At 65.1% G+C, this 24,430-nt stretch carries 25 protein-coding genes; 15 read left to right on the plus strand and 10 right to left on the minus strand.

Annotated elements, in window-relative coordinates:
* Nucleotides 1-19 precede the first annotated feature (19 nt).
* Nucleotides 20-724: a glycoside hydrolase family 25 protein gene (locus CH289_RS08870; RefSeq protein ID WP_020112198.1), complete on the plus strand. Its 705-nt coding sequence runs from the start codon at nucleotides 20-22 to the stop codon at nucleotides 722-724.
* Between the two features lie 12 nt (nucleotides 725-736).
* Here CH289_RS08870 and ggh read toward each other — a convergent pair whose 3' ends face one another.
* On the minus strand, nucleotides 737-2,074 hold the full coding sequence (gene ggh, locus CH289_RS08875; RefSeq protein ID WP_020112199.1) for a glucosylglycerate hydrolase: 1,338 nt from the start codon (nucleotides 2,072-2,074) through the stop codon (nucleotides 737-739).
* Nucleotides 2,075-2,192: 118 nt separating this feature from the next.
* Between ggh and CH289_RS08880 the strand changes: the two genes are divergently transcribed.
* From CH289_RS08880 to CH289_RS08900, 5 genes are all read left to right on the plus strand, one after another.
* Nucleotides 2,193-2,717 (plus strand): DinB family protein, encoded by a 525-nt coding sequence (locus CH289_RS08880; protein WP_020112200.1) that lies wholly within the window; start codon nucleotides 2,193-2,195, stop codon nucleotides 2,715-2,717.
* 94 nt (nucleotides 2,718-2,811) lie between these two features.
* Nucleotides 2,812-3,489, plus strand: a complete 678-nt coding sequence (locus CH289_RS08885; protein ID WP_094727785.1) for an SDR family oxidoreductase — start codon at nucleotides 2,812-2,814, stop codon at nucleotides 3,487-3,489.
* 42 nt (nucleotides 3,490-3,531) lie between these two features.
* On the plus strand, nucleotides 3,532-4,023 hold the full coding sequence (locus CH289_RS08890) for a GNAT family N-acetyltransferase (protein WP_094723979.1): 492 nt from the start codon (nucleotides 3,532-3,534) through the stop codon (nucleotides 4,021-4,023).
* Between the two features lie 18 nt (nucleotides 4,024-4,041).
* Complete coding sequence (locus tag CH289_RS08895; protein ID WP_020112203.1) at nucleotides 4,042-4,464, plus strand: pyridoxamine 5'-phosphate oxidase family protein; 423 nt, start codon at nucleotides 4,042-4,044, stop codon at nucleotides 4,462-4,464.
* Nucleotides 4,465-4,499: 35 nt separating this feature from the next.
* On the plus strand, nucleotides 4,500-5,738 hold the full coding sequence (locus tag CH289_RS08900) for a glutaminase (RefSeq protein ID WP_094727786.1): 1,239 nt from the start codon (nucleotides 4,500-4,502) through the stop codon (nucleotides 5,736-5,738).
* On the opposite strand, the gene CH289_RS08905 is transcribed toward CH289_RS08900, so the two are convergent.
* Entirely contained in the window at nucleotides 5,726-6,598 is an 873-nt protein-coding gene (locus CH289_RS08905) for a LysR family transcriptional regulator (RefSeq protein ID WP_019665099.1), read from the minus strand. The two genes, CH289_RS08900 and CH289_RS08905, sit on opposite strands and share 13 nt — an antisense overlap.
* A 31-nt stretch (nucleotides 6,599-6,629) precedes the next feature.
* Between CH289_RS08905 and CH289_RS08910 the strand changes: the two genes are divergently transcribed.
* Nucleotides 6,630-7,934 (plus strand): MFS transporter, encoded by a 1,305-nt coding sequence (locus CH289_RS08910; protein ID WP_094727787.1) that lies wholly within the window; start codon nucleotides 6,630-6,632, stop codon nucleotides 7,932-7,934.
* Here CH289_RS08910 and CH289_RS08915 read toward each other — a convergent pair.
* Nucleotides 7,865-8,506, minus strand: a complete 642-nt coding sequence (locus tag CH289_RS08915) for an SGNH/GDSL hydrolase family protein (RefSeq protein WP_019665097.1) — start codon at nucleotides 8,504-8,506, stop codon at nucleotides 7,865-7,867. The genes CH289_RS08910 and CH289_RS08915 overlap by 70 nt on opposite strands.
* Before the next feature lie 25 nt (nucleotides 8,507-8,531).
* A complete protein-coding gene (locus CH289_RS08920) occupies nucleotides 8,532-8,975 on the minus strand; it encodes an Lrp/AsnC family transcriptional regulator (RefSeq protein WP_020112207.1) in 444 nt (147 codons plus the stop codon).
* A gap of 80 nt (nucleotides 8,976-9,055) precedes the next feature.
* Between CH289_RS08920 and CH289_RS08925 the strand changes: the two genes are divergently transcribed.
* A complete protein-coding gene (locus CH289_RS08925; RefSeq protein WP_037160672.1) occupies nucleotides 9,056-9,730 on the plus strand; it encodes an AzlC family ABC transporter permease in 675 nt (224 codons plus the stop codon).
* Nucleotides 9,723-10,049, plus strand: coding sequence for a branched-chain amino acid transporter permease (locus CH289_RS08930; protein ID WP_094727788.1), 327 nt, complete (start codon nucleotides 9,723-9,725; stop codon nucleotides 10,047-10,049). The genes CH289_RS08925 and CH289_RS08930 overlap by 8 nt, the downstream gene beginning before the upstream one ends.
* An 8-nt stretch (nucleotides 10,050-10,057) precedes the next feature.
* Here the strand turns inward: CH289_RS08930 and CH289_RS08935 are convergent, their stop codons facing one another.
* Nucleotides 10,058-10,783 (minus strand): SDR family oxidoreductase, encoded by a 726-nt coding sequence (locus CH289_RS08935; RefSeq protein WP_094727789.1) that lies wholly within the window; start codon nucleotides 10,781-10,783, stop codon nucleotides 10,058-10,060.
* 128 nt (nucleotides 10,784-10,911) lie between these two features.
* On the opposite strand from CH289_RS08935, the gene CH289_RS08940 reads away from it, so the two are divergent.
* Both CH289_RS08940 and CH289_RS08945 read left to right on the plus strand, forming a co-directional pair.
* Nucleotides 10,912-11,325, plus strand: a complete 414-nt coding sequence (locus CH289_RS08940; protein ID WP_094727790.1) for a MerR family transcriptional regulator — start codon at nucleotides 10,912-10,914, stop codon at nucleotides 11,323-11,325.
* Nucleotides 11,326-11,739: 414 nt separating this feature from the next.
* Nucleotides 11,740-12,423, plus strand: a complete 684-nt coding sequence (locus CH289_RS08945; RefSeq protein WP_019665093.1) for a thioesterase domain-containing protein — start codon at nucleotides 11,740-11,742, stop codon at nucleotides 12,421-12,423.
* Nucleotides 12,424-12,438: 15 nt separating this feature from the next.
* On the opposite strand, the gene CH289_RS08950 is transcribed toward CH289_RS08945, so the two are convergent.
* A complete protein-coding gene (locus CH289_RS08950) occupies nucleotides 12,439-14,253 on the minus strand; it encodes a BTAD domain-containing putative transcriptional regulator (RefSeq protein ID WP_094727791.1) in 1,815 nt (604 codons plus the stop codon).
* Between the two features lie 39 nt (nucleotides 14,254-14,292).
* Between CH289_RS08950 and CH289_RS08955 the strand changes: the two genes are divergently transcribed.
* A complete protein-coding gene (locus tag CH289_RS08955) occupies nucleotides 14,293-15,102 on the plus strand; it encodes an SDR family NAD(P)-dependent oxidoreductase (protein ID WP_019665091.1) in 810 nt (269 codons plus the stop codon).
* Here the strand turns inward: CH289_RS08955 and CH289_RS08960 are convergent.
* Nucleotides 15,099-16,361, minus strand: coding sequence for a lipase family protein (locus tag CH289_RS08960; protein ID WP_026347792.1), 1,263 nt, complete (start codon nucleotides 16,359-16,361; stop codon nucleotides 15,099-15,101). The two genes, CH289_RS08955 and CH289_RS08960, sit on opposite strands and share 4 nt — an antisense overlap.
* Before the next feature lie 86 nt (nucleotides 16,362-16,447).
* A complete protein-coding gene (gene leuS, locus CH289_RS08965) occupies nucleotides 16,448-19,258 on the minus strand; it encodes a leucine--tRNA ligase (RefSeq protein WP_462052398.1) in 2,811 nt (936 codons plus the stop codon).
* A 103-nt stretch (nucleotides 19,259-19,361) separates the two neighbouring features.
* On the opposite strand from leuS, the gene CH289_RS08970 reads away from it, so the two are divergent.
* From CH289_RS08970 to CH289_RS08980, 3 genes are all read left to right on the plus strand, one after another.
* Complete coding sequence (locus CH289_RS08970; RefSeq protein WP_019665088.1) at nucleotides 19,362-19,763, plus strand: SdpI family protein; 402 nt, start codon at nucleotides 19,362-19,364, stop codon at nucleotides 19,761-19,763.
* Between the two features lie 40 nt (nucleotides 19,764-19,803).
* Complete coding sequence (locus tag CH289_RS08975) at nucleotides 19,804-20,757, plus strand: DUF1648 domain-containing protein (protein ID WP_094727793.1); 954 nt, start codon at nucleotides 19,804-19,806, stop codon at nucleotides 20,755-20,757.
* 157 nt (nucleotides 20,758-20,914) lie between these two features.
* Nucleotides 20,915-22,000 (plus strand): GGDEF domain-containing protein, encoded by a 1,086-nt coding sequence (locus CH289_RS08980; protein WP_094714181.1) that lies wholly within the window; start codon nucleotides 20,915-20,917, stop codon nucleotides 21,998-22,000.
* 80 nt (nucleotides 22,001-22,080) lie between these two features.
* Here CH289_RS08980 and CH289_RS08985 read toward each other — a convergent pair whose 3' ends face one another.
* Both CH289_RS08985 and CH289_RS08990 read right to left on the minus strand, forming a co-directional pair.
* Nucleotides 22,081-23,310: an esterase/lipase family protein gene (locus tag CH289_RS08985; protein ID WP_094727794.1), complete on the minus strand. Its 1,230-nt coding sequence runs from the start codon at nucleotides 23,308-23,310 to the stop codon at nucleotides 22,081-22,083.
* 201 nt (nucleotides 23,311-23,511) lie between these two features.
* Nucleotides 23,512-24,351 carry a LysR family transcriptional regulator gene (locus tag CH289_RS08990; RefSeq protein WP_019665084.1) on the minus strand — a complete coding sequence of 280 codons (840 nt, stop codon included), beginning with the start codon at nucleotides 24,349-24,351 and terminating at the stop codon, nucleotides 23,512-23,514.
* Between the last annotated feature and the right edge of the window lie 79 nt (nucleotides 24,352-24,430).

Raw genomic sequence — 24,430 nt, forward strand, 5'->3', positions numbered from 1 at the left:
TTCTACGAAAGCTGTGAGCATGACCCGTGCGTTGAAATCTCTCGTCATCGCCGGCGCACTGATCTGCGGCATGCCCGCAGTGGCGTCGGCCAACCCACAGACACTGGGCGCGCAGGGGCCGGACGTCTCCTCGTGGCAGCACATCGACGGCACCAAGATCGACTGGCACAGCGTGCGAAAGTCCGGCCACGACTTCGCGATGGTGAAGGCAACCGAAGGGCTCGACTACATCAACCCGTACTTCGTGCAGGACTGCCTCGTCATGCGAGCAGCCGGAGTGGCCCGCGGCGCGTATCACTATGCGGACGTGCGGCATTCACCGGAAACGCAGGCCGCTTACTACTCGACGGTGGTGCTCGGAATCAACGGGCCCGGCGACCTGCCTCCGGTGCTGGACCTCGAACACTCGCACGGACTGCCGCCCGAGCACCTCATCGACTGGACCCACCGGTACCTGAACACGGTGCACCTGCTCACCGGACGTCAGCCGATCATCTACACCTATCCGAACTTCTGGCGCACCGCGATGGCGGACACCCACGAGTTCAACCACTACCCACTGTGGATCGCGGACTACAACGACACCCTCGGACCACTCCCCGGCGGGTGGACGAACTGGTTGTTCTGGCAGTACACCGACAGCGGCCGAATCCCCGGCATCGATGCACCGACGGACATCAACCACTACTCCGGAGACGACATCCGTCCGTTGGCGCGCTGGTAACCCCCATGTGAGTCAGCCGAGCCAGTCGAGAACTGCTGCAGCAGTCCAGGATTGCTGCATGCTGCCGAGTGGCTCACCCGTGAACGGCTCGTAGTACTCGGCGAACGTACCGTCGCTGGCCTGCCGCAAGCCTTCCTCACGCAGGTCCAGTGAACGCTCCGCCCAACCCCGGCGCGAGAACGCCCACGAGAACAACCACGTCATGACGGGCCACACCGGACCGCGCCAGTATTCGCGCGGGCGGAAATCTCGCGACACCGGCGACGTCGACGGCGGTACCGCGTAGCGAAGGTCGGGGTGCCCACAGAAACGTGTTCCCTCGAACAGCCGCAGCAGCGTCCGCTCCTGCTCACGCGGTAGTCCACCGCACAACAGCGGCGCGAACATCGCGATGGTGTCGGTGGTGATCCAGCGCCGAGCCCGCAGATCGTAATCTCGTGCCGCACCCGACCGGCTGTCCGTCGTGGCGATGACGCCTGTGCGAAACTTCTCGGCCCATCCACGCAACTCGCGCACATCGGAATTCGGTTTCGAATGCTCCTCGCCGATGGTCGCCAACACATCGCACGCCATGGCGAAGATCGCGCTGACGAACACGTCCTCGACCGCGAAGCTCATCTTCTCCTTGAGCGCAGCGTCGTCGTACCCCGCCTGCTTCATCTCCTCGACGAGCCAGATGTAGCGGTCGTACTCGATATTGCTCGGCCGCTGCGACGCGTCGGTCACGACCGTGTCGTCCTTGCGCACGTACGGCGGCATCCCCCCGGGCACGACACCCCGGTACGACGCGTCCCACCGCGGCGAGTTGTCCATCCCGGATTCCCAGCCGTGAAACAGGGTGACGCGGCCGTTGTCCGCAATGTCGCGCGCCTCGGCCAACCAGCGATGCCACCGCACCAGGTTGTCCCACCGGCGGTCGAGGAACTCCTCCGCGACCGCTCGGGTGGTGCGGCCGTGACGACGGGAATGATCGAGAATTCTCTGCACCGCGATCGCGTGGACGGGTGGCTGGGTGATGCCCGACGTCTGCGGCCCCAACGGAGCGTGCACCGCCAGTTCCGACGTCTCCCACCTCGCCGGACCGGGGAAGTACCCGTCGACGCCGTTGGCGAACACGATGTGCGGAATCATCCCGTTCTTCCACTGCGCCGACAACAACGTGTCCAGCTCGACGACCGCGCGTTCCACGCTCAACGGCGCCAACCCGACCGACACGAACGCCGCGTCCCAGCTCCACATGTGCGGATACAGCTTCGGGGCGGCGCTCGTCATGGTGCCCAGGTCGTTGCCGCGCAGAAGGTAGGCAGCCCGCGCGGCCAACTGTGTCGAAGTGAATCCACGGTCGCCCATCCCTCTAGTTTGCGACCCTTCCGTACTTTCCGCCCATCGAGACTCGAGTTCTTTTCAGGACCGTAACTGTCCGCAATCGTCTCTACTGTCGTTCTCACCAGCAACGAAAGGGAACACCATGACTCTCACCGGTGAAAAAGCCGACATCGCGCGAATGCTCGCCGATCAGCGCAAGAACTTCCTCTACACCGTCACCGGCATCACCGACGACCAGGCCCGCACCCGAACCACCGTCAGCGAACTGACCCTCGGCGGCCTGCTCCACCACGTCGTCAGCAACGAGCGCGGCTGGATGAAAACCATCGCCGACATGGACGAGAACGCAGAATTCGACATGTCCCGTATGGGCACCGAATACGTCATGGGTCCCGACGAGACCGTTGCCGGACTGATCGCCGACCTCGCCCGCGTCGCCGCCGACACCGAAACAGCACTCGCCACCATGGACCTCGACGCCCAAATCCCACTCCCGACGGCACCCTGGGCTCCCGAACGCGCATGGCAATCGGCACGGTTCACCCTGCTGCACATCCTCCGCGAAATCGCCCAGCACGCCGGCCACGCCGACATCATCCGCGAATCCCTCGACGGCGGCAGCACCACCATGTCCATGGCCGCCGAAGCGGGCATGACATTCGACTGAGCCCGATCCGTCGGACCGAATGAACCGTTCGGTCACTCCAAGTGACCGAACGTCACGTTCGGTCCGGCACAGTGCACGGATCTAAGGTGGAAGCATGACTTCCACTGCGCTGGTGACGGGTGCGAGCCGGGGACTCGGGGCGGAGATTGCCCGGGTATTGGCGTCGGATCACGAGGTTCGACTGGGCGGACGGTCGGCGGACTCGCTGGCGTCGATTGCGTCGGAACTGCGGGGTTCGACGCCGTGGCCGGTGGATCTTCTCGATCACGACGCTGTGGCCAGGGCGGCGGAGGGTATCGAGTCTCTCGACGTGCTGGTGCACAATGCAGGCGTTGCCGCGCTGGGGACGGTTGCCGAGTCCTCGATTGCGGATTGGCGCGCGCAATACGAGTCGAACGTTCTCGCGGTCGTGTCCCTGACGAAGGCTCTTCTGCCGGCGTTGCGACGCGCGGGCGGCCACGTGGTGCTGATCAATTCCGGGGCGGGTCTGCGCGTCAATCCGGGGTGGGGCGCGTACGCCGCGTCGAAGTTCGCGTTGAGGGCATTCGGCGACGCGTTGCGCGCGGAGGAGCCGACGCTTCGGGTCACGTCGATTCACCCCGGACGCATCGACACGGACATGCAGAGGGCGATCGTCGAACACGAAGGGGATCATTACGAGCCGTCGCAGTTCCTGCGGGCATCCACCGTCGCACAGGCAGTCCGCAATGCGGTCGACACACCGGCCGACGCTCATCCGACCGACATCGTGCTCAAGCCGATTCCCCGCTGAGCAATCGGAACACCGATGAACGGCAGCCATACTCGGGCGGTGATGATTCGACGCGAACGTCCAGCCGACCGCCCGGCCGTCCTCGGCGTCGTGCGGGCAGCATTCCGCCAGGACGACGCCGAACCTGTCGAAGTCGGGTTGACCGAGAAGCTGTTCGCCGACGGGTACGTCCCCGAGTTGTCGCTGGTCGCGGTCGTGGACGGCACGATCGTGGGGTACGTCATCGGTAGCCGCGGCGTCGACTTCGGGGTCGGGATCGGACCGCTCGCCGTGCTCCCGGAGTTCCAGGGCACCGGCGTCGGGAAAGCGTTGATGTACGCGCTGATCGGCGCGTCGGAGGCACTCGACATCCCGGTGCTGGCTCTGCTGGGCGACCCCGGTTACTACAGCCGGTTCGGGTTTCGCGCGGCCTTCGATGTCGGCGTCGAATCGCCCGACCCCGCGTGGGGCCACTTCTTCCAGGCCCTCCAGCTCGGTGCAGGCCCGGTGAACGGGAGCTTTCGGTATGCGAAACCCTTCGACGAGCTGGAGTGACGGACCTAAACTGAGCGCATGCCACTGTCGAAATCGGAACGAGAAGAGTTTCTGTCCGAGCCGCACATCGCGGCCCTGTCGGTCTTCGCCGGCAACGATCGAGGTCCACTGACCGTACCCATCTGGTACCAGTACACCCCCGGCGGCGAAGCCTGGGTGCTCACCGGGAAGACTTCCAAGAAGGCCGAGTTGATCCGTGCTGCAGGGCGATTCAGCTTGATGGTCGAGCGCACGGAGCCGTCCATCCGCTACGTTTCGATCGACGGGCCTCTGCTCCGCGAAGAGCCGGGCAGCGAGGAGAAGTCACGAGAGATGGCCAGCCGCTACCTCGCGCCCGACAAGGTCGAGGGATACCTCGAGTTCGAGAAGACCCTGGGTGAACACGTCGCGTTCTACCTAGAGCCTCGACACTGGTTGTCCGCAGACATGGGCGCTATCTGAGCCTCGCCCGGTGACCCGGTGCTAAATTTCGTACCGTGAAGTCACCTGTTCCCGATTACCTGCGGGAAGTACTGGACAGCCTGTCGAGCAATACGGACGGCGAGGTCGCGGACTACATTCCCGATCTCGCGCATGCGAACCCCGACGTGTTCGGGATTGCGGTGACGACGGTCGACGGACGGACTCATTCCGTCGGCGACGACGAGGCCGAGTTCTCGATCCAGTCGATTTCCAAGCCGTTCGCGTACGCGGCCGCGCTGACCGACCGGGGCTTCGACGCCGTGCTCGACACGGTCGGGGTGGAGCCGTCGGGCGAGGCGTTCAACGAGCTGTCCCTCGAAGGTGACACTCGCCGGCCGAAGAATCCGATGATCAACGCAGGCGCCATTGCCACACATTCTCTGCTGGGTTCGTCGGTCGAGGAAAGAACCTCTCGCGCACTGAGTTTCTTCTCGACCCTCGCCGGACGGCAGTTGTCCGTCGACGAGTCCGTCTGCCGGTCCGAGCTGGACACTGCGGACAGAAACCTCGCCATCGCGCACATGCTGCGCAACTACGGCATTCTGCCCGACGAGGCCCATGCCGTCGTCGAGGGCTACACGACGCAGTGCTCCATCAACGTCACGGTCCGAGACCTCTCGCTGATGGGAGCCACGCTGGCGTCCGGCGGGGTTCACCCGACGTCCGGCGAACAGGTCGTCAGCCGGGCGGTCGCCCGGCAGACCCTGTCGGTCATGGCAGGGGCGGGCATGTACGACGCCGCCGGCCACTGGTTGACGTCGGTGGGTATTCCCGCGAAAAGTGGTGTGGCGGGCGGTCTTCTGGGTTCGCTGCCGGGCCAGGTGGGTATCGGCGTCCTGTCACCGAGACTCGACTCGCACGGCAACAGCGTCCGCGGCGTGCAGGTCTTCGAGCGGCTGTCCGACGACATGGGCATGCATCTGATGGACGTCGAGCCCTACGGTTCGTCGGTCCTGCGGAGCATCCGCGAAGAGGAGGGCGAATCGACGGTCGAGCTGCAGGGCGTCGTACAGTTCGGTGGCGCGGAGATGCTGCTCGACGCCTTGTCCCGCGACACATCCTCGGGCACAATCGTTTTCGACGTCTCCCGGGTGAACCGGTTCTCCGACGTCGGCCGACGAATGACTCTCGAAGGTATGCGACGCATCGTGCTCGACGGCCGAGACGTCGCGCTCATCGATCCCGACGGTGTTCTGCCGGACCCGAACCTGGGCGACGGCACTTACCCCCGGATCCGGACTCAGGACGCCTGATTCAGCAGGATCTCGGTGAACGCTGTTGTCACCGAGGTGATGTGCTCGGGGTGGGTGATCACCGAGACGGTGCGCGTCGGTGCGTCGACCACGTCGATCCGATGAAGCCGAGGAAACAACTCGGCCAGTGACGACGGCAGCAGTGTGACACCCAGCTGCGCCTCCGCCAGCCCGGTGACGAGTTCCGCCGAGTCCGCTTCGATGACCGGACCCCGCTCGACGGACGACTGCGTGAACGCGTGATCGGTCTGCATGCGGGCTTCGCTCCCCGCGGGCCGGTCGATCATCGGGACTCCGCCCAGTTCAGCCAGGCGCACCGTCACCCTGCCTGCCCACTCGTGACGGGGGGAGACGAACAACGACAGCTTCTCCGTCCACAGCGCAGTCGACGTCAGACCGACGTGCGTCCGGCCCGGCGCGAGGCCGATGATCCCCAGGTCGAGGGAACCGTCGGCGACACCTGCGACGGTATCCGCGCTGCCCCTCGGCAACAGCGACACCGTCGTGTTGGGATGCGAGGTCCCCAACGCGGCGACGGCCGCGACCACATCCACCCGGGTCAAAGGAACGATCATTCCGACGCGGAGGCGTCGAACTTCGGTGTTCGACGGCGAGACGTCCGAGACGAGGCGCGCCACCGCACCCAGCACGCCGTAGGCGCGTTCGAGGAAGATCTGGCCCGCCTTGGTGACGGTGACGCTACGGCTGGTGCGAGTGAACAGCTCGACGCCGAGCTCTCGCTCGAGGTCGCGGATCTGACTGCTCAGAGCGGATTGCGCGACGTGCAGGCGGGCGGCAGCTCGGCTGAAGTGCTGTTCCTCGGCCACCGCGACGGCGTATTGGATATGACGGAGTTCCACCCACTCAATCTATCGCTTAGCGCGATCGATGGTGCTGATCGATCTATTGGACAGCATGATCGATCAGGAGAAGGCTGTACCCGTGAACACGACAACGTCGAACAAAACCGGGATCGGGACTCCCGTCGTCGCCCTCATGGCGGTGGCAACGGGACTGAGCGCCGGCGGCAACTACCTCAACCAGCCACTGCTCGACCTCATCGCCGAACACTTCGGAGTCTCGCAGTCCGCGGCCGCAGTGTCGGTCACCGTCGCGCAGATCTCCTACGCACTCGGTCTGCTCTTCCTCGTTCCGCTCGGCGATGTGGTCGATCGACGGAAGCTCAGCGTCGGACTGATGGTGCTGGCTGCCGTCGGGCAGGCTCTCGCCGGCTTCTCGCCCGGACTCTCGTGGTTGCTCGTCGGGACCGCCATGGCCGGATTGTTCTCCGTTGCCGCGCAGGTCATCGTTCCGTTCGCAGCCTCGATGGCCGACCCGTCGGAGTCGGGCCGAGTCGTCGGAATCGTCATGGGCGGTTTGCTGACGGGAATTCTGCTGGCCCGCAGCATCTCCGGCCTACTGTCCGACGTGACCGGATGGCAGGGGGTGTACCGGCTGGCCTCGGTCCTGATGTTGATCGCGGCAGCGGGCTTGTGGCGGGTACTGCCGCGACACTCGGGGACAGCAGGTGTGTCCTACCTGCCCGCGCTGGCGTCGATGGGCGTGCTCGTCCGTCGGTACCCCCGGTTACGTGTTCGATCCGCCCTCGGTGCCTTGTCCTTCGCGTCGGTCAGCGCAGTGTTCGCCACGATGACGTTGCTGCTCACCACCGAATTCGGCTTCTCCGCAGCTCAGATCGGGCTGATCGGGCTCGCCGGCGTGGCCGGTGCGCTGATGGCGTCGGTCGCCGGCCGTCTGGCCGACCGCGGACTGGTTCAGTTTGGAACCGGAATCGGCGTCGTACTGCTGATCGCCGTGTGGCCGCTGTTCATGATCGGAAGCCACGTCTGGCTCGTGTTCGTGCTTGCCTTCGTCCTGGTCGATTTGGCACTGCAAGGCGTGCACGTCAGCAATCAGAACGTCGTCTACGCCCTGGAACCCGAAGCACGGGCGCGCATCAACTCGATCTACATGACGACGTACTTCGTCGGAGCTTCGGTGGGGTCCGCCGTCGGCACGCTCGCCTGGAAGCACTACGGCTGGACCGGAGTCTGCGTCACCGGAGTGGTGTTCGCCGGTCTCTCGCTGCTGGTGTGGCTGCGCGATCTACACCTCGGCCGTACCGATCAGCCGCAACTACCGCCGACGCCGAGGCCGGACAGCGCGGAGAACAGTCGGTCCGCCAATCGAGCGTGACCACCGTCGTTCGGGTGAATTCCGTCGGGCGCGTAATCGGTGGCCGGGTTCAACCATCGCTCCGCCTTCGGATCCAGGAACGTCACGCCTGCCACCCCGGCCGCATCGCGGAGGTGGCGTCGGATCTCGTCGATGTTGCCGTGTTTGGCATTGGGGGCACCGGTCGGCCCGACGACGATGATCCGCGCTTGCGGCGCCACCACGCGATAAGTGAGATACAGGCCGGTGGCCGCCGCGAACAACCTGCCGTCGCCGCGGTCGTTTCCGCTGCCCTGCACGATGATCACGTCCGGAAGCGACGTCGCGACGGCCGCTACCCGCGGGACACTGACGAACGGGTCGGTGCTTGCCGCGTACCCGCTGCCGGACCGCGCCACCAGATTCAGATCCCAGCAACCCCTGGCCCCGAGCAGAGTGGCGTAGCCGCCGTAGCCGCTGCTCGCACCGATACCCGCGCTGAAGGAATCGCCGACGATCGCCACCCTCAACGGACGTGGTTGCGCGTGCGCGGGAACGTTCCCGACGAGCAGTGCGGCAACGACGATCGCACACAACGCAATCAGCTTTCTCACGAGAACGATGGTAAGTCAGCGAGACTCACGGAGCATCGGTCTTGAGAATTTTCATGGTGATGCGCGAGTCCACCCGCGCGATGGCCGGATCACCCATAAGTTGTGTCGTGAGCCATTTTTCGAACGCTGCAAGGTCCGCCACACGAACACGAATGAAATAGTCGGGGATGCCGAACATCCTGCGCAACTCCGCGACCTCCGACATCCCGGCCATGCGTTCCTCGAACGCGGCCACCGTCCGGAAGTCCTTCGCGACGAGGTCGGCATGAATGATGACTTCGAACCCCCGCCCCATGCGTGTTCGGTCGACTATCGCGGAGTAACCGGTGATGACGCCGTCCTCCTCCAACTTGCGGACGCGCCTCAGGCACGGCGCAGGCGTGAGCCCCACCTGCGCAGCCAGCTCTTGATTGGTCAACCGGCCGTTCTCCTGGAGCAGCAACAAAATGTGCTCATCGATGGCATCCACATCTCTGATATTGCGCGCATCTCGGGCTTTACACAAGAAGCGGCAACAAAATCGCGCGACGTATTTCCTATCATTGCCGCATGACCACGCTCGCCCCCACCCAGCTACGCTCCCCGTTCCGCGACGCCACCCGATCAGCGGGCGTCGTATGGCTCGGATTGTTCGTTCTGGGAATCGGTTTCGGGGTGATCGTCACCGCACACGATCTCCCGTGGTGGCTCGCGCCCATCATCTCCGGCGTCCTCTTCGCCGGCTCCGTCGAATTCATTCTGGTCGGGCTCCTGGCTGCATCCGCACCCCTCGCCGCGATCGCCATCACCACACTGCTGGTCAACTCGCGGCACCTGTTCTACGGTCTCACCTTTCCCCTGCAACGCGTCGACGGCCGAATGGCCAAGCTGTACAGCATCTTCGCGCTCTGCGACGAAGCCTTCGCCCTCGCGTCCGCCCGACTGCGAGGCCGACAGATCCTGTGGACCCAGTTCGGCCTGCACTCGTCGTGGATGGTCGGATCCCTCGTCGGCGCCGGTGTGGGCAGCTCCCTGCTCGCCGGACTCGAAGGACTCGACTTCGTTCTCACCGCACTGTTCGTCGTGCTGTTCCTCGACGTCTACCGCGAAAATCCCGACCGGGTGACGCTGATGTTGGCCGTCGGCGCCGGGATTATCGGGTGGGTGCTCGCACCTGGATCCATGCTGGTCGTGGCAATGTGCGTGTTCACCGCAGCCCTGATGATCAGGCACCGGCGTGGTTGACTACTGGTACATCGCCGCAGCCCTGGCCGTCGCCGTCGGAATCACATTCTCGCTGAGAGCAATTCCGTTCCTTGTCCGATCGTCCCTGCGAGAATCCGCCCTCCTCGACTCACTCGGTAAGTGGATGCCCCTCGGCGCCGTCGCCATCCTCGCTGTCTACGCCCTGTCCTCCATCGACCTCACCGGCGCCGCCCACGGCATCCCACCCCTCGCCGGCGTCACCGTCACCATCGGCCTGCACCTCTGGCGCCGCAACATCGCCCTCAGCATCCTCGGCGGCACCGTCGCCTGCGTCGTCCTGCAGAACTGGGTGTTCTGAACCCGCTCTCAGTTCGCACCGAGTAGTGCAGCGACCTGCTTGTAGAACGAAGCAGGATCACCGCTCAGCGATGCCTTGACCATCGCGGTCCAATCATCGACAACCACTTCGATGGATCCGGCCTGCAGACCGTCGAGCGACAACTGCGGGACCTGACGTGGATCGATCTTGGGTCCGTCGTAATCGGCAGCGATGTCCGTATCAGCGGCACCGAGCAGAACGCCTTGGACGAACGTGCCCTGACCAGCTAGTTCGAGACGAACCCCGTTGGTCATGTTCCACTCCGCGGCCTTCGCCGCGGAGTACGCGCCGCTGGTCGGCGTCGCGAACCACGACAGGGCCGACAGGATGTTCACGATCGCACCACCGCCGTGCGCCCCGAGCACAGGAGCAAACGCGCGAATCACACCGAGCGTCCCCCAGAAATGAGTGTCCATCTCGCGTCGAGTCTCGACCAAATCACCGGTGACCAGCGGAGCTCCGGTCGCGATGCCCGCGTTGTTCACCAGCAGCGTCACGTCGGGCGCGGCCCCAGCCGCAGCATTTACGGAGTCGCCATCGAGCAAGTCGAGCTGCAGAGGCACCACTCGGGCGTCGTCGAAGTGGAGAGTTTCGGTCCGACGGGCCGTCGCGTACACCTTGCCCACCCCGCGCTCGAGCAGCTCTAAGACGAACTGACTGCCGATTCCTCGGTTGGCCCCGGTGACGAGTGCGACCTGCTTGGAGATGTCCATTAGATTTTGCTTTCGTTGTCGTTGATTCATCGTCCGGACCCGTTCGGCCCGCTTCGACAACGGTAAAACTTCACGTTAACGTCAAGGGCAAGTCGAGTGGCAGAGATAACGAACCAGGAGAACGCGCAATGCGTATCGGCGAAGTCGCCCACAAGGCAGGCGTCAGCACCAGGGCGCTGCGGTATTACGAAGAGCAGGGGCTGCTCGAATCCGAGCGCACACCCAGCGGCCAGCGGGTCTACCACCCGTCGGCTGTGGAGCGTGTCAAGCTTCTACAGCTACTCTTCACCGCCGGTCTGCCGAGTCGGACAATTCTGCGGCTTCTCCCCTCCATCGATGCCGGTCACGGATCACCCGAGGTGTTCGAGCTGTTGACAACCGAGCGTGACCGCATCACCGCAGCGATCACCGAGATGACGGCCGCCCGCGATGCCCTCGACCGAATGATCGATATCGCACACAATCCAACTCCGGAACACTGCCCGTCGCTCCGCGAACCCGCCTGGGCGCCATACCATTCGGACGCATCTTCGGTCGCTTGACCATTCGTCTGTCTGTCAGTCCACGAACTCGAGAAGGTCTCCGTTGCATCCAACTTCGCGATAGCGACGCGTACCTCGTACTCGCTTTCGCAACTTGACTTTTGGCGACGAAACCCCCCATGAGCACTGCGGGCCCGATCGTGACGAGATCCTGCTCTGCCCGTGTTCGTAGAATCTCGTTACATCAGTGCCAGGCAAGGCCGACAAACCGGGCACTGTGGCCGGCGTCGCGGATTGAGTCCGGCCCTGGACGAATCACGAATCCCACCAGTGTCATTCGGGGGCTCGACCGAATCGTAATATAACGAGTCTGTGACGCGGGTAACAGTGTTGGTTGAATGCGCGACATACTCCTCAGGCGGCACAAGAGACCCACTGAAGACATTCCGACAGACTCGACCCTGGAGGCACCGCATGACCGTAGTGAACGATTACTCGAAGTTGGCCTTCACCGATTACGCCGACACTGCGGTCACCAACTACGCAACGCCTGCGGTTCTGCCCATTCGCACCACCGGCACCCAGGCTCCAGTCTTCTGCATCCACCCGATCGAGGGCCTGACCAGCTGCTACGCCGAGCTCGTGGAGCATGTCGGCGAAGATCGGCCCGTGTACGGGGTTCAGGCGATCAGCACCAAGGCCGAGTCTCTGGCATCGCTCGCCGCGCTCTACGCCGACGAGATCGTGGCGGTTCAGGCGTCGGGCACCGTGCATCTTCTCGGTGTCTCCTTCGGCGGCGTTCTCGCCCACGCGATAGCCGTCGAGCTCCAGCGCCGGGGCGTGAGCGTCGGGCAGCTCGTTCTGGTGTCGGCCGAACCACGTCCGCAGGCCGCCGACACGGGCCGCGAACTCCTGGCACGAATGGGCGACGTCATCGACCGCAGCCGCGCCGAGGAACTCCTGGCCATCGCCGCACACAACGGCACACTGGCGGCTCGGCATTTCCCCGGCGTGTTCGTCGGGCAAGCAGTGGTAGTTGCCGACGAGTTCGGCGGCGGCGCCTGGCACCCGTTCATCAGCGGAACGGTCACCAAGTACCTGATTCCCGACGCACGCGATCTCTCCCTCGTCGGCGAATTGGCCGACCGCTTCTTCTGACCGCGAACCGCGGAGTCACTCCAACGCCGTGATCAACGGGCCGATCGGGCCGAGATCGAGTGCTCCGGACCCCGCCGCGCGCTCGTCGACTGCAGGGAGCAGGGCCGTGTGTGCGCGTCGAGCAGCGCCGTGATGCCCGACGCGGAGGGCAGCTGTACCGACCAGGTACCAACAGATTTCGGCCATCAAATCGTGCGGCGGATCGGGGACCGTCTCGAGCATGCCCGACGCTTCCGCGTCGGTCGCGAGGAGCGGTTGGGCCCACGGCGCATAGGGGCCGAAGTCTCCCCTGGGTAGTGCAGTGTCGTTCCGCACAGCCGTGGTCAGCGCGGACATGGCGGTCAATCCGGTTCGGAATCCAGGCATTTCGTCACCGTCCGGTGGAGGTGGTCCGCCGGTGAAGGTGTAGCGGAACCACGCGGTGAACACCGACGCGAGGGGGCGATCGAATCTGGCGGCGATTCCGTCCACGAGGTCTGCCTCCGCCGAGGCTTCGTCGATGTCGTCGAGCGCGCACAACGCTTGCATGCGGATCAGTCGACCGGCGATGTCGAAGGTGGGCAACTCGGATGCCACGGCGATGTCGATGATGTCGGCACCGATGCGTTCACGATCGCGGGCCAGGCCGGTCCTCCGGCACGTCTGCAGATAGCGTGCGCTCAGCGCGAGGCAGAGTAGCGCCGGGTCGGCGAGGGTCCGCGCCAGCCGCTCGGCCTCTCGTGCCTCGTCCATCCGGCTGTCCACGCCACGAGATTCCATCGCGATCGTCGCCAGCAGACGGGCCCGTACCCGGGTCGATGCCGTCGGCGGGAGGATCGCCAGAGTCCGGTCGGCGGCCTCGACGATGGCCGCTGATTTCGCCGGATCGTCGGACCGCGTCCAGACTCCCGGAACGTCGTAGCCCACGATGACGCGTGCCGTCAGCTCCGGATCACCGAACTGCTCGGCAGCGCGGATCGTCGCCACGCGCTGCTCGGTGGCGGCGTCGACCGATCCGGACTGGGCAAGAAGCGGCAGAAGCGCTGTAGCACTTTCGATCTGCGATCGCGCTCCGCCGCGAGCCTGCGCTGCCGCAGTCTGCATCAGGACAGAGCTCCCGTGAGAGAGCAGCCCAGAATCCCGCGTCAGAATACGCTGTTCCAGACTTGCCAGGCGATCACTCGGATCGAGGCCCAGCCCACGAACGAACGTCTCGCGAGCACGCCGCAGAACCTCGAGCGCGTCACCCTGCCGACCCGCCCCGTACAACGCGACAGCCAACAGACGCCACCCCTCCTCACGCCACGGGTGCTCGTCGACGTGGCGGTCGAGTGACGCAATGATGCTGTCCCCCTTGCCCTCGGCGATCCGCGCCTCCGCACGTCGCTCCACGGCACCGGCCCTGAGCTCCGCGATTCGTGCGCGTTCTCCCGTTGCCCACGCACGATCCGCGAACTCCTCGAACGCCTGTCCGCTCCACTGCTCGAGTGCATGCTCGGGCTCGTCGTCCCGAACCAACTGCTCCGCGCGCCACAGATCCACCGCGTCGGCGGCCAGAACGAGTGCGTATCCGGCACCCCTGGTCACCAACGTCGTCGGGGGAGTGCGCGCCAGCCTGCCAGGCTCCAGGATCTTCCGAAGCTCACCCACGAAGGTCTGCACGATGCCGAGTGCACCCGCAGGTGCGTCCTCCCACAGATCGTCGACCATACTCGACGTCCGCACCGTCCTACCGCGAGCGATCACCAGCAGGCAGAGCATCTCGCGTAGACGCGGCTTCGAGATGCGCACCGGCATACCGTCGATCTCCACCTCCACCGGGCCGAGAACGCGGATCCGAAGCTCGCTCACGCTGCGATTCTAGTTCGCGCTGATCGGCCGCTGATCGACGTGCACGACGATCGACGCATGGACATGAACCTCACCGGAAAATCGGCATTCGTCAGCGGTTCCACCGAAGGAATCGGATACGCCGTCGCGCGGGCGCTGCTCGCCGAAGGCGTCGACGTGACGATCAACGGCCGCGACACCGCGCGGCTCGACCGTGCCGTCGAATCACTGCAACACCACGCCCCCGACGCCACCGTCCGCGGAATCGTCGCCGACTTCGCCGTGGCCACCGACGTCGAACTCCTTCTCGACCGACTCGGGGACGTCGACATCCTCGTGAACAACGTCGGTCTGTTCGAACTCACACCCTTCACCGACATCTCCGACGACGACTGGCAGCGATACTTCGACGTCAACGTCATGAGCGGAGTGCGTCTGGCCCGACGCCTCATGCCCGGCATGCTGGGGCGTGGCTGGGGACGAATCCTGTTCGTCAGCAGTGAATCCGGAGTCGACGTGCCGGCCGACATGATCCACTACGGCACGAGCAAGACCGCGATGCTGTCCCTGGGGAACGGGTTGGCCAAGCTCACGAAAGGCACTGCTGTAACCGTCAATTCGGTCCTCGGTGGACCCACCTACTCCGACGGAGTCGCACGGACCGTCGACGCTCTCGCCGCAGCGCGGTCCATCCCCGTCGACGACCTGAAATCTGCGATCGCGAGCTCCAACACGACGTCCCTGCTGCAACGTTTCATCGAACCGGCCGAAATCGCGAACATGGTGACGTTCCTGGCCAGCCCGGTCGCCTCGGCCACCAACGGCGCAGCGGTCAGAGTCGACGGGGGAGTCCTACCCACGCTGCTCTAGGGCACCGGCGTCGGCGCGAGGCTGTTGCCCGGGGGAATCGTGGCGCAATTGCTGTGCGTCGGCGCCCCCGAGAAACGCTCGGTCATGAACAGCAGTCCCTGGGCCTCGAACGGCGGAAAAGCTTCGCCGTGCGTCAACCCGTCGTACTGCGAGTACTGCACGTCGACGCCCTGGCTGCAGTACTGGTGTGCAAGCGCCTGAACGTCGGCAGTGATCATGATGGTGTCACCGATCGGATCCGCGTGGCCAACGGCCAAGAACATCGGAACACGTGGTGTACCTGCGGTGCCCATGATGTTGTCGTTGATCGCCTCGACTACCTCCGGCACATCCAGAAGTGACGTGTACGGCGCCTTCACCATGTCTGCATCGGTGAGGGTGGGGTAGTCGTCGGCGAACTGCGCGATGCACTCCTGATCCACCTGGTCCATCACCTGCAGCCCGTAGTCCGAGACGAATTCGCTCGTGTTCAGTCCGTACGCCCGCTGGTACGCGACGATGAGTGCCGGAATCACACCCGCCCACTGCGCGCTTCCGCTGACGTAAGGAAGATTGTGCGCGAGGTCGACCGGGAGACCACCCGCCGCGACGCCGACAAGGTTGAGCTCCGGAGCGTAACTCGGTGCAACCTCGGCACCCCACTGCGTCGGAACCGAGCCGCCCGAGTATCCGATCATCCCAACGGGAGTCGACGTCGGCACCTGCAGGAACTGCTCGGCCGCGCGAATACCGTCCAGCGCCGCGTATCCGGACTGTCGTCCGATCGTCCACTCCAGTTCTTCACCTTCGTAATCCGGCGCGACGACGGTGTATCCCGCAGCGAGGTAACCCGCGATCACTGCCTGCTCCGCCTCGGCAATAGGACTCGTCGCACCACCGCTGAGGGTGTAGGACGGGTCGCATTGCGATCCGAGAGCGTCGTACGCCATGTGGTACGAGACGATCTTGGTCGGGCCGGGAATCAGCGGTCGGAGAACGGCCGCCGCGGTGACCGCGCCGCGACCCTGTTGATCGGTGGTGCGGAACAGCACCTGATTCCCGGTGATCGGCGTGGTCAGGGTCGGCGTTGCGAACACCATCGGCCGACTCCGCAGCACCGTGCCCGGCGCAACGTCGAGAGACCCGTCGTAGCTGTAGAACGGATCGTTCGCCGGAATGGGCGACCCGGGCCCCGGATCCGCCTGGGCAACGAACGCACTCGACCCGACGACCACGGCAGCGACCACGCCGACCAAGAAGCCTTTACCAACTCGTGACATGAGACAGATTAAAGCGCACCCATGCCCCTTGTGGCACCGCTGATCGCAAGTCTCATCCTCAAAGGATGGGTCCACTCGGTAGGGGATTACTTCAGAACGATATTGACCATGCGTCCCGGAATGACGATGACCTTCGTCGGCGCTTTTCCGTCCAGCAGGGCTGCGATCTTCTCGTCCTCCAACGCAATTTTCTCGACGTCGGCCGGAGCTGAATCGGCAGGTACGGAGACACGGCTACGGACCTTGCCGTTGACCTGAATCGGGTAGTCGACGGTATCCGCGACGAGCCACTTCTTCTCCACCCGCGGGAACGGCCCGTGGGCGAGAGAACGATCGTGGCCGAGCAGCTTCCACAGCTCCTCGGACAGATGCGGAGCCATGGGCGCGAGCATCAGGACCAGCGGCTCCACGACACCGCGCGGTGCACCGTCCGGATACGCCTTCGTGAGGTGGTTGGTGAGCTCGATGAGCTTGGCACCGGCCGTATTGTCGCGCAGCGCAGTGTAATCCGCCTCCACACCGTCGATCACCCGGTTCAGGACGCGCAACGTGTCCTCGGTGGGCTTGTCGTCGGTGACGCGCACAGCGCCGGTCTCCTCGTCGAGCACCAGCCGCCACACACGCTGCAGGAAACGCTGCGCGCCGACGACGTCCTTGGTCGCCCACGGACGCGAGGTGTCCAGCGGACCCATCGACATCTCGTACACACGCAGGGTGTCGGCACCGTACTCGGTGAAGATGTCGTCGGGCGAGACCGAGTTCTTCAGGCTCTTGCCCATCTTCCCGTACTCGCGGTTGACGGGTTCGCCCTGGTAGAAGTACCCGCCGTCGCGTTCCTCGACCTCCTCGGCCGGAACGTAGACGCCACGCGCATCGGTGAACGCATAGGCCTGGATGTAGCCCTGGTTGTAGAGGCGACGGTACGGCTCGCTCGAGCTGACATGCCCCAGATCGAACAGCACCTTGTGCCAGAACCGCGAGTACAGCAGGTGCAGCACCGCATGCTCGACGCCGCCGACGTACAGATCGACGCCGCCCGGATCGTTCGGGCCGTGGATCTCCGGACGCGGCCCCGTCCAGTACTTCTCGTTCTCCGGGTCCGCGAACGTCTCCGAGTTGGTCGGATCGATGTACCGCAGCTGGTACCACGAGCTACCCGCCCACTGCGGCATCACATTGGTGTCGCGGCGGTACGTCTGCAGCCCGTCACCGAGATCCAGCTCCACCTCCACCCAATCCGACGCCTTCGCCAGGGGCGGGGACGGCTCGGAGCTTGCGTCGTCCGGGTCGAAGGAGACCGGTGCGTAGTCCTCGACCTCGGGAAGCTGAACGGGGAGCACACTGTCCGGGAGTGCGTGGGCATTGCCGTCGGCGTCGTAGACGATGGGGAACGGTTCGCCCCAGTACCGCTGACGGGCGAACAGCCAGTCCCGCAGCTTGTACTGGATCTTGCCGGTGCCCGTGCCGTCGGCTTCCAGCTTCTTCACGATGGCGGCCTTGGCGTCGTCGACCGAAAGCCCGTCCAGGAAGCCGGAGTTCACCAACGGGCCGTCGCCGGTGTATGCGGCTTCGGTGACATCTCCGCCCGAGATGACCTCGCGGATGGGCAGCCCGAACTTCGTGGCGAATTCCCAGTCGCGTTGGTCGTGGGACGGCACCGCCATGATCGCGCCCGTGCCGTAGCCGGTGAGGACGTAGTCCGCGATGAACACCGGGACCTGTTCACCGTTGACGGGATTGAGGGCGTAGGAGCCGGTGAAGACACCGGTCTTCTCCTTGTTCTCCTGACGCTCCAGGTCGGACTTCGCGGCGATCGAAGAGCGGTACGCTGCAACGGCTTCCGCGGGAGTCGCGGCGCCGCCGGTCCAGATCTCCGACACACCGTCGGGCCACGAAGCAGCCACCAGACCGTCGACCAAGTCGTGTTCGGGCGCGAGCACCACGTAACTGGCACCGAACAGCGTGTCCGGCCGCGTCGTGAACACCGTGATGTCACCGAACGACACCTCGGCGCCGCGCGATCGACCGATCCAGTTGCGTTGCATCGTCTTGACCTTGTCCGGCCAATCGAGGTACTCGAGGTCGTCGATCAAGCGGTCCGAGTACGCAGTGATACGCATCATCCACTGCTTCAGGTTCTTTCGGAACACCGGGAAGTTGCCACGGTCGCTGCGACCGTCGGCCGTGACCTCCTCGTTCGCCAGCACCGTACCCAAGCCGGGGCACCAGTTGACCAGCGAATTGGACTCGTACACGAGGCGGAACGAATCCAGCACCGCAGCCTTCTCCGCCGCCGACAGAACCGACCACTCCCGGCCGTCCTCGAGCGCCCGCGAACCGTCGGCGAACGACGATTCCAGCTCCGAGATGGGGCGCGCCTTCTGCTGCTCCTCGTCGTACCAGGAGTTGAAGATCTGCAGGAAGATCCACTGCGTCCAGTGATAGAAGTCGACATCCGTCGTCGCCAGGGATCGACGCCGGTCATGACCGAGGCCGAGGCGTCCCAGCTGGCGACGCATGTTCGCGATGTTCGCCTCCGTCGTCGTCCGCGGATGCGTACCCGTCTGGACGGCGTACTGCTCCGCAGGCAGACCGAAGGCGTCGTATCCGAGCGCGTGCAGAACGTTGCGTCCGTGCATGCGGTGGAACCGCGCGAACACGTCCGTCGCGATGTACCCGAGCGGGTGACCGACGTGGAGGCCGCTTCCCGACGGATACGGGAACATGTCCTGAACGAAGAGCTTGTCCTTCGGGACGTCACCGGCAAGCGCACCGACCGGGTTGGGAGCGTCGAACGTGCCCTGCTCTTCCCACAGGTCTTGCCATTGCTTCTCGATGCGCGCGGCCACATCCGCGGTGTAGCGGTGCTGGGGCGTTGCGTCCACTGGAACAGTCACCCACGCAGTTTAGTCGTAGCCACCTGCTGCCCTTGTGAGCGGGAATCCGCCCAGCTCAGATGCGCGTACTACGGGCGCGCGCAGAAGACGTATCCTTACCAGCGTGATCGTCGTGTCCATACTCATGTTCGTCCTCGCGCTCGTCGTCGGCTCCGTTGCCACGGCCTCGCTGACAGGCAAGCTCCCCCGCAACCGGTGGGCGGGAGTCCGAACGGCGGAGTCCATGCGCGACGACGAGACCTTCGTCATGGCCAACAAAGTCGCAGGCCCCACCACGGCAGCGTCGGCGCTACTGCTGCTCATCGGCGGTGCAGCGGCACTGATGCTCGGCGGCGCATTCTCGGTCATCGCCGTCGTCGCATGCCTGGTCGCCGCGTTCGTCACCGCCGGTGTCGGCGGATCCATCGGTGCGCGTGCGGCCGCCGCCACACCTGCCCCGGAGACGGGTGGGTGCGGTCACTCCTGCATCTCGTGCAGCCTCAAGGACGCGTGCGCCCCGAGCTGAGCTCAGGAGCGGAGCCTGCGGAGTGACCAGACCGACAGCAGTGAAGCAGCGGACGTTCGACCCGGCTGGAGTGATCTTCGGCGTCGTCGTGCCGATCGCTGCGGCCGCACTCGGACTCGTGGCCGTGCAGGTCTGGCGCACCCGGCTTCCGGATCGGATCGCCACCCACTGGTCGGGCACCGAACCGGACGGATTCATGAGTCCGTCGACGAGCGCCTGGACTCTCGCGATCGTCATCGTGCTCGTCGGCGGTGGATGCAGCGCCGTTGCAGCGCTGTCCCACGCCCTGCTCATCCTGCGCCGGACGATGCTGATGATCGGCCTCACCGTCGTCGGCCTCATCACCGTCCTGCAACTGGCGATACTCGCCAGGCAACTCGATGTCACGACCGTCACCAACGTCGAGATCCCCGGCTGGGCGATCGGAGTGGGAACGCTCGTCGGATTCGCCGTCGGACTCCTCGGCGCGACCCAGCTGCGTGACTACCGAGACCGTGTCGACGCCACTTCACCGCCGCCGGCGACGTTGCCGCGCGCGAGGGCCGAACTCCCCATCGTCGAACCCATCGGCGCGAGCCGCACATCCATCGCGATCGTGTTCACCATCCTGGCCGCGGCAGCCGCACTGACCTGCTGGCTGTCCGAGTCCTGGTGGCCGGTCGCCGTCTTCGCACCGATCGCGGCGTTCACCTCGTCGCTCATGCGGTACGAGCTGATCGTCGACAAACTCGGCATCCACGTCCGCAGCCTCGGCATGCCCGCCTTCGAATACTCCATCGGCGAAGTCACCGGGGCCTCGGTTCGCGAGGTGGACCCGTTCTCGGACTTCGGCGGATGGGGCCTCCGCGTCAAAGACCGCGGCAACTACGCGGTGGCCACCCGTAAAGGTCCCGCCGTATTCCTCACCTTCGCGAACGGACAGAAACTGACCGTCACGGTCGACGGCGCGGACGCAATCGCGGGTACCGTCAACTCGCTGGCGTCCGAGCGTTGAATTGCGCTGAAACAAACCGATCGCCGCTTTTTACATCTAGGCTGTGATCGTAAAGGGGTAAGGGCTGGAGGCCGGCACGGACGACACACGATCATCAGCGGACGACAAGCCCGGATCGGTCCGCACCGGCAACCACAGGAAGCCGTCGACCGATACCGTGTGGACCACGCTGCAGGAGTGGTATCAGCAGCCGTTCGATTACGAGTGGATCATTCACCACCGCTCCACGCGGGGCCTGCACCGATCGCTTCAGAACATGTTCGGCGCGGCCACACTGCTGTACGCGGCCGCGTCGATCCTCATGCTGTTCAGCTCACGCGGACCACAGGGACTCCTCGCCCAAGCCTGGGTCGGCCTCGTTCTGCTTCTTCAGGTCGCCGTCGCTCTGCGCTGGTTCTTCGGCCCGCTACCCACACGCCGAGACTTCATCGCCTTCGCCATCTTCGGTGACGTCGGCCTGACGTCCGTGCTCGTGCTGTACGAGCCGTTCGGTGCACTCATCGGATCCGGCTTGTTCGTCGTCACCGGTGCGTTGTGTACCTACTTCCTCAGCCAACGCTGGCTGCTCGCCCACCTCGCCTGGTGCGTCGTGTTCGTCTCCATCACGGCCGTCAGAGCAATGTTCACGGGGTCCGAGGACGTACCGACAGCCCTGGCCGGCGGACTCGTCGCCATCGCCATCAACTCCGCGATACCCCTGCTCGCCCACATCGCGTGGACCGCGATCGGCCGAGATGCCCGACGCTCGCTGCTCGACCCACTGACCGAACTGCTCAACCGTCGCGGCGTCGACGACGCGGCCCTGACCCTGATGTCGCGCAGCCACGCACGAGGTCACTGCCTGGTGGTCGTCGTCGTGGACATCGACCGATTCAAGGCCGTCAACGACTACTTCGGCCACGATGCAGGCGACGACGTCATCGTCACCGTCGCCCACCGTCTACGAGAACTCTTCGAGGACGACGGCGTCGTCGCCCGCACCGGGGGCGAGGAATTCCTCGTCGTGTTCACCGGCACGATCGAACATGCCCACGACATGGTGCACCGAATCGGCCACAGCCTTTACCGCGGCGACGATCGGATCCCCATCACGGTGAGCGTCGGAGCCGCCGTGGTGTCGAGCCCGTCGGACCTGTGGAACGACAATGCCGCCACCATCACCAAGGCCACCCGGGCCGCCGACTCGATGATGTATCGAGCCAAGTACGACGGCGGCAACCGCACCGCCTCGATTCAACTCTGACACCCCGAACCCGGACGACCCCATCAGAGAGCCCGGACTTCACCGTGGAAGCCCGGGCTCGGTTCTGATTGCCGGCCGGCCTAGCCTCCCGTGACCGGAGCGTTCCACACGCACGGGACGTCACCGACCGGGAAGCCGTCCGGGTCGAGTGCGTTCTTGATGTACCCGATGGTCCGCGGGGACACCGACATCGACAGATGATCGGACAAGTCGACGCCGCAGCCGTCCTGCAACAGAACGTTGTTCACCGTGGCATCGGGTCCGGCTTCGAGGAACGTCGTCCGGAACGGAGTCACCACCTCGTCGAACCGAGTGGCGATGGCCGTGTAGTCGACACCGCGCTCGGTGTCACCGCCCGCCGTCAATGCCTTGATGAGGTCGGAGTCGACGACCTGGTCCGACGCCGCGGGCCCGGCGACAGCACCCACGAGCCCGAGCACGTTCAAGCCGAGATTGTTGATGGTCCGCCCCAGGGTTCCGATTCCGACGAGGGTCGTCCCGTGATTGGACCCACCGAGGCTGACGATTCTGCCGACCTTGTTCTTGCTCGGATCCGACGGATCGGCGCCGCCCTCGAACCGCATGTACTGACGCGACGCCAGGCTGCCCTGGGAATGCCCGACGATGTCGACCTGCGCCGCCCCGGTCCGTTCGAGGACCGCATCGATGTAGAAGGCGATTTCCTTGGCGCTCTCGGTGATCGGGCCCGTGCCTCGCAGCGCCTTGACGTGGCCGAGTGCGCTCGAATCCTTGTCACCGGTGTTCGGCGCGAAAACGCAGTATCCCTCCGCCTTCAGTGCCGGGGAGATGCGAGCGAAGTTGTTGTATGCGTTCTCCCACGTACCGTGCAGCAGCACAACAGGATTGGGGTGTTCTTCGGTCGGCTTGCAGCTCCAGTCGTTAGCGCCCGGCGGCGCGACATCCGGCTTGACGATGCTGTAGAGGAACCCGGCGAGGAAGTTCTTCTGCTCGGGCCCGTACCCGATGGTCTCGGTCTCCGGATCGTCGGTCACCCGCGCCGGCGCGGCGTCGGCGACATCGGGTTTCTCGATGCCCTGCTCTTCCGCCTTCGGCCGCTCCGCCTCCGACCCCCCGGGAGGAATCACCTCCGTGCCGTCGTCGCTGATCGTCGCGGGCAGCGCCGACGCGGAGGGCCCGGTGGGCTCGCTCGGCTCGGCGGGTTGCGCGGACGCAACCGACATCCCGGCGAACACGACCGCCGCGGACAACGCCGCGAGGGTCGCCGTCCGTCGTGCTCTGCCTCGTACTCGTGAATGGTCGATCGACGTCGACCGAAGCTGTTGAACCATGCGCGTCCCTCTTCTTCTTCGGCATCGCTGACGAGAAGGTCGTGACTCGGTTACAGCGCGATGCTGTTCGCTGAACCACAGCAGACGGTAGAAGTGACACCGATCACTTACCACACCCGCGCCACACGTCTGGAAACGTGGTCGTCCGACGGCAGCGACATTTGGGTTCAGTCACAACCCAGCAACAGCCGTCCGCGCCGATCAGCGGCCGAGACGCGTCATGATCGCGTCACGCAACGCTCCACGAGGCGATCGGGCCGTGTCCTTCGTCAGCAGCACGAACTCGATACCTCCGAGCTCCGGAAGATCCTGGCCGTCCAGCGCGACCACGCCGTCGGGAAGCGTCGACTCCGCATGCACCAGGTAGCCGAGGCCCGCCTGAACGGCTGCACGCAACCCCAGCTCGCTGTCCGTGACGCAGGTGAACCGCCAGCCCCTACCCTCCCGACCGAGTGCAGCCAACGCCGCGGACCGCGTGATGCTCGGTGGTGGATACGTCACGAACGGCACCGGGCCCGGCTCCACCCGCGTTCCCGGAATACCTGCCCAGACCAACCGATCCGCCCACACCAGATCACCGTGCGTCTCACCTGGGCGACGCTTGCCGAACACCAGGTCCAGCTCGCCGCCGTCGAACTTGGACCGCAAGGTCTCGCTCAACCCGACCGTCAGCTCGAGGTCCACGCCGGGATGCGCCCGACGGAAGTCGTAGAGGACGTGCGGCAACTCGGTCGAGACCAGGTCGTCGGACACCCCGAGCCGGAGCCTGCCCGCCAACGGGGCTTCGGCGAAGTAGTGCTCCGCCTCCGCGGTGGCGTCGAGGATGGAGCGAGCGAATCCGATCATCGCGGTGCCGTCGGCCGTCAGCTCCATGTTTCTGGTGTCCCGGAGGAACAACTCGCGCCCGACGGCCTTCTCCAGCCGCGTGATGTGACCGCTGACCGTCGACTGACGCAGCCCCAGCAGATCGCCGCCTGCGGTGAAGCCGCCTTCCCGTTCGACAGCGAGGAAGGTTCGAAGCAGAATCGGATCGAGATTCACCCGTCGTTCCTATCACGATTCACGTTCACAGTTAACGCAGCTATCGATTTTCGCGATCAATCGCCGACCGATATCGTGA

Source organism: Rhodococcus sp. RS1C4 (assembly GCF_002258225.1).
Lineage (GTDB): Bacteria > Actinomycetota > Actinomycetes > Mycobacteriales > Mycobacteriaceae > Rhodococcoides > Rhodococcoides fascians_E.

What these genes read in the sequence shown, in the direction of transcription:
- CH289_RS08870 (WP_020112198.1), top strand. Translation starts at nt 20, where the DNA reads ATGACCCGTGCGTTGAAATCTCTCGTCATCGCCGGCGCACTGATCTGC.
- ggh (WP_020112199.1), bottom strand. Translation starts at nt 2,074, where the DNA reads ATGGGCGACCGTGGATTCACTTCGACACAGTTGGCCGCGCGGGCTGCC.
- CH289_RS08880 (WP_020112200.1), top strand. Translation starts at nt 2,193, where the DNA reads ATGACTCTCACCGGTGAAAAAGCCGACATCGCGCGAATGCTCGCCGAT.
- CH289_RS08885 (WP_094727785.1), top strand. Translation starts at nt 2,812, where the DNA reads ATGACTTCCACTGCGCTGGTGACGGGTGCGAGCCGGGGACTCGGGGCG.
- CH289_RS08890 (WP_094723979.1), top strand. Translation starts at nt 3,532, where the DNA reads ATGATTCGACGCGAACGTCCAGCCGACCGCCCGGCCGTCCTCGGCGTC.
- CH289_RS08895 (WP_020112203.1), top strand. Translation starts at nt 4,042, where the DNA reads ATGCCACTGTCGAAATCGGAACGAGAAGAGTTTCTGTCCGAGCCGCAC.
- CH289_RS08925 (WP_037160672.1), top strand. Translation starts at nt 9,056, where the DNA reads ATGACCACGCTCGCCCCCACCCAGCTACGCTCCCCGTTCCGCGACGCC.
- CH289_RS08935 (WP_094727789.1), bottom strand. Translation starts at nt 10,783, where the DNA reads ATGGACATCTCCAAGCAGGTCGCACTCGTCACCGGGGCCAACCGAGGA.
- CH289_RS08940 (WP_094727790.1), top strand. Translation starts at nt 10,912, where the DNA reads ATGCGTATCGGCGAAGTCGCCCACAAGGCAGGCGTCAGCACCAGGGCG.
- CH289_RS08945 (WP_019665093.1), top strand. Translation starts at nt 11,740, where the DNA reads ATGACCGTAGTGAACGATTACTCGAAGTTGGCCTTCACCGATTACGCC.
- CH289_RS08960 (WP_026347792.1), bottom strand. Translation starts at nt 16,361, where the DNA reads ATGTCACGAGTTGGTAAAGGCTTCTTGGTCGGCGTGGTCGCTGCCGTG.
- CH289_RS08985 (WP_094727794.1), bottom strand. Translation starts at nt 23,310, where the DNA reads ATGGTTCAACAGCTTCGGTCGACGTCGATCGACCATTCACGAGTACGA.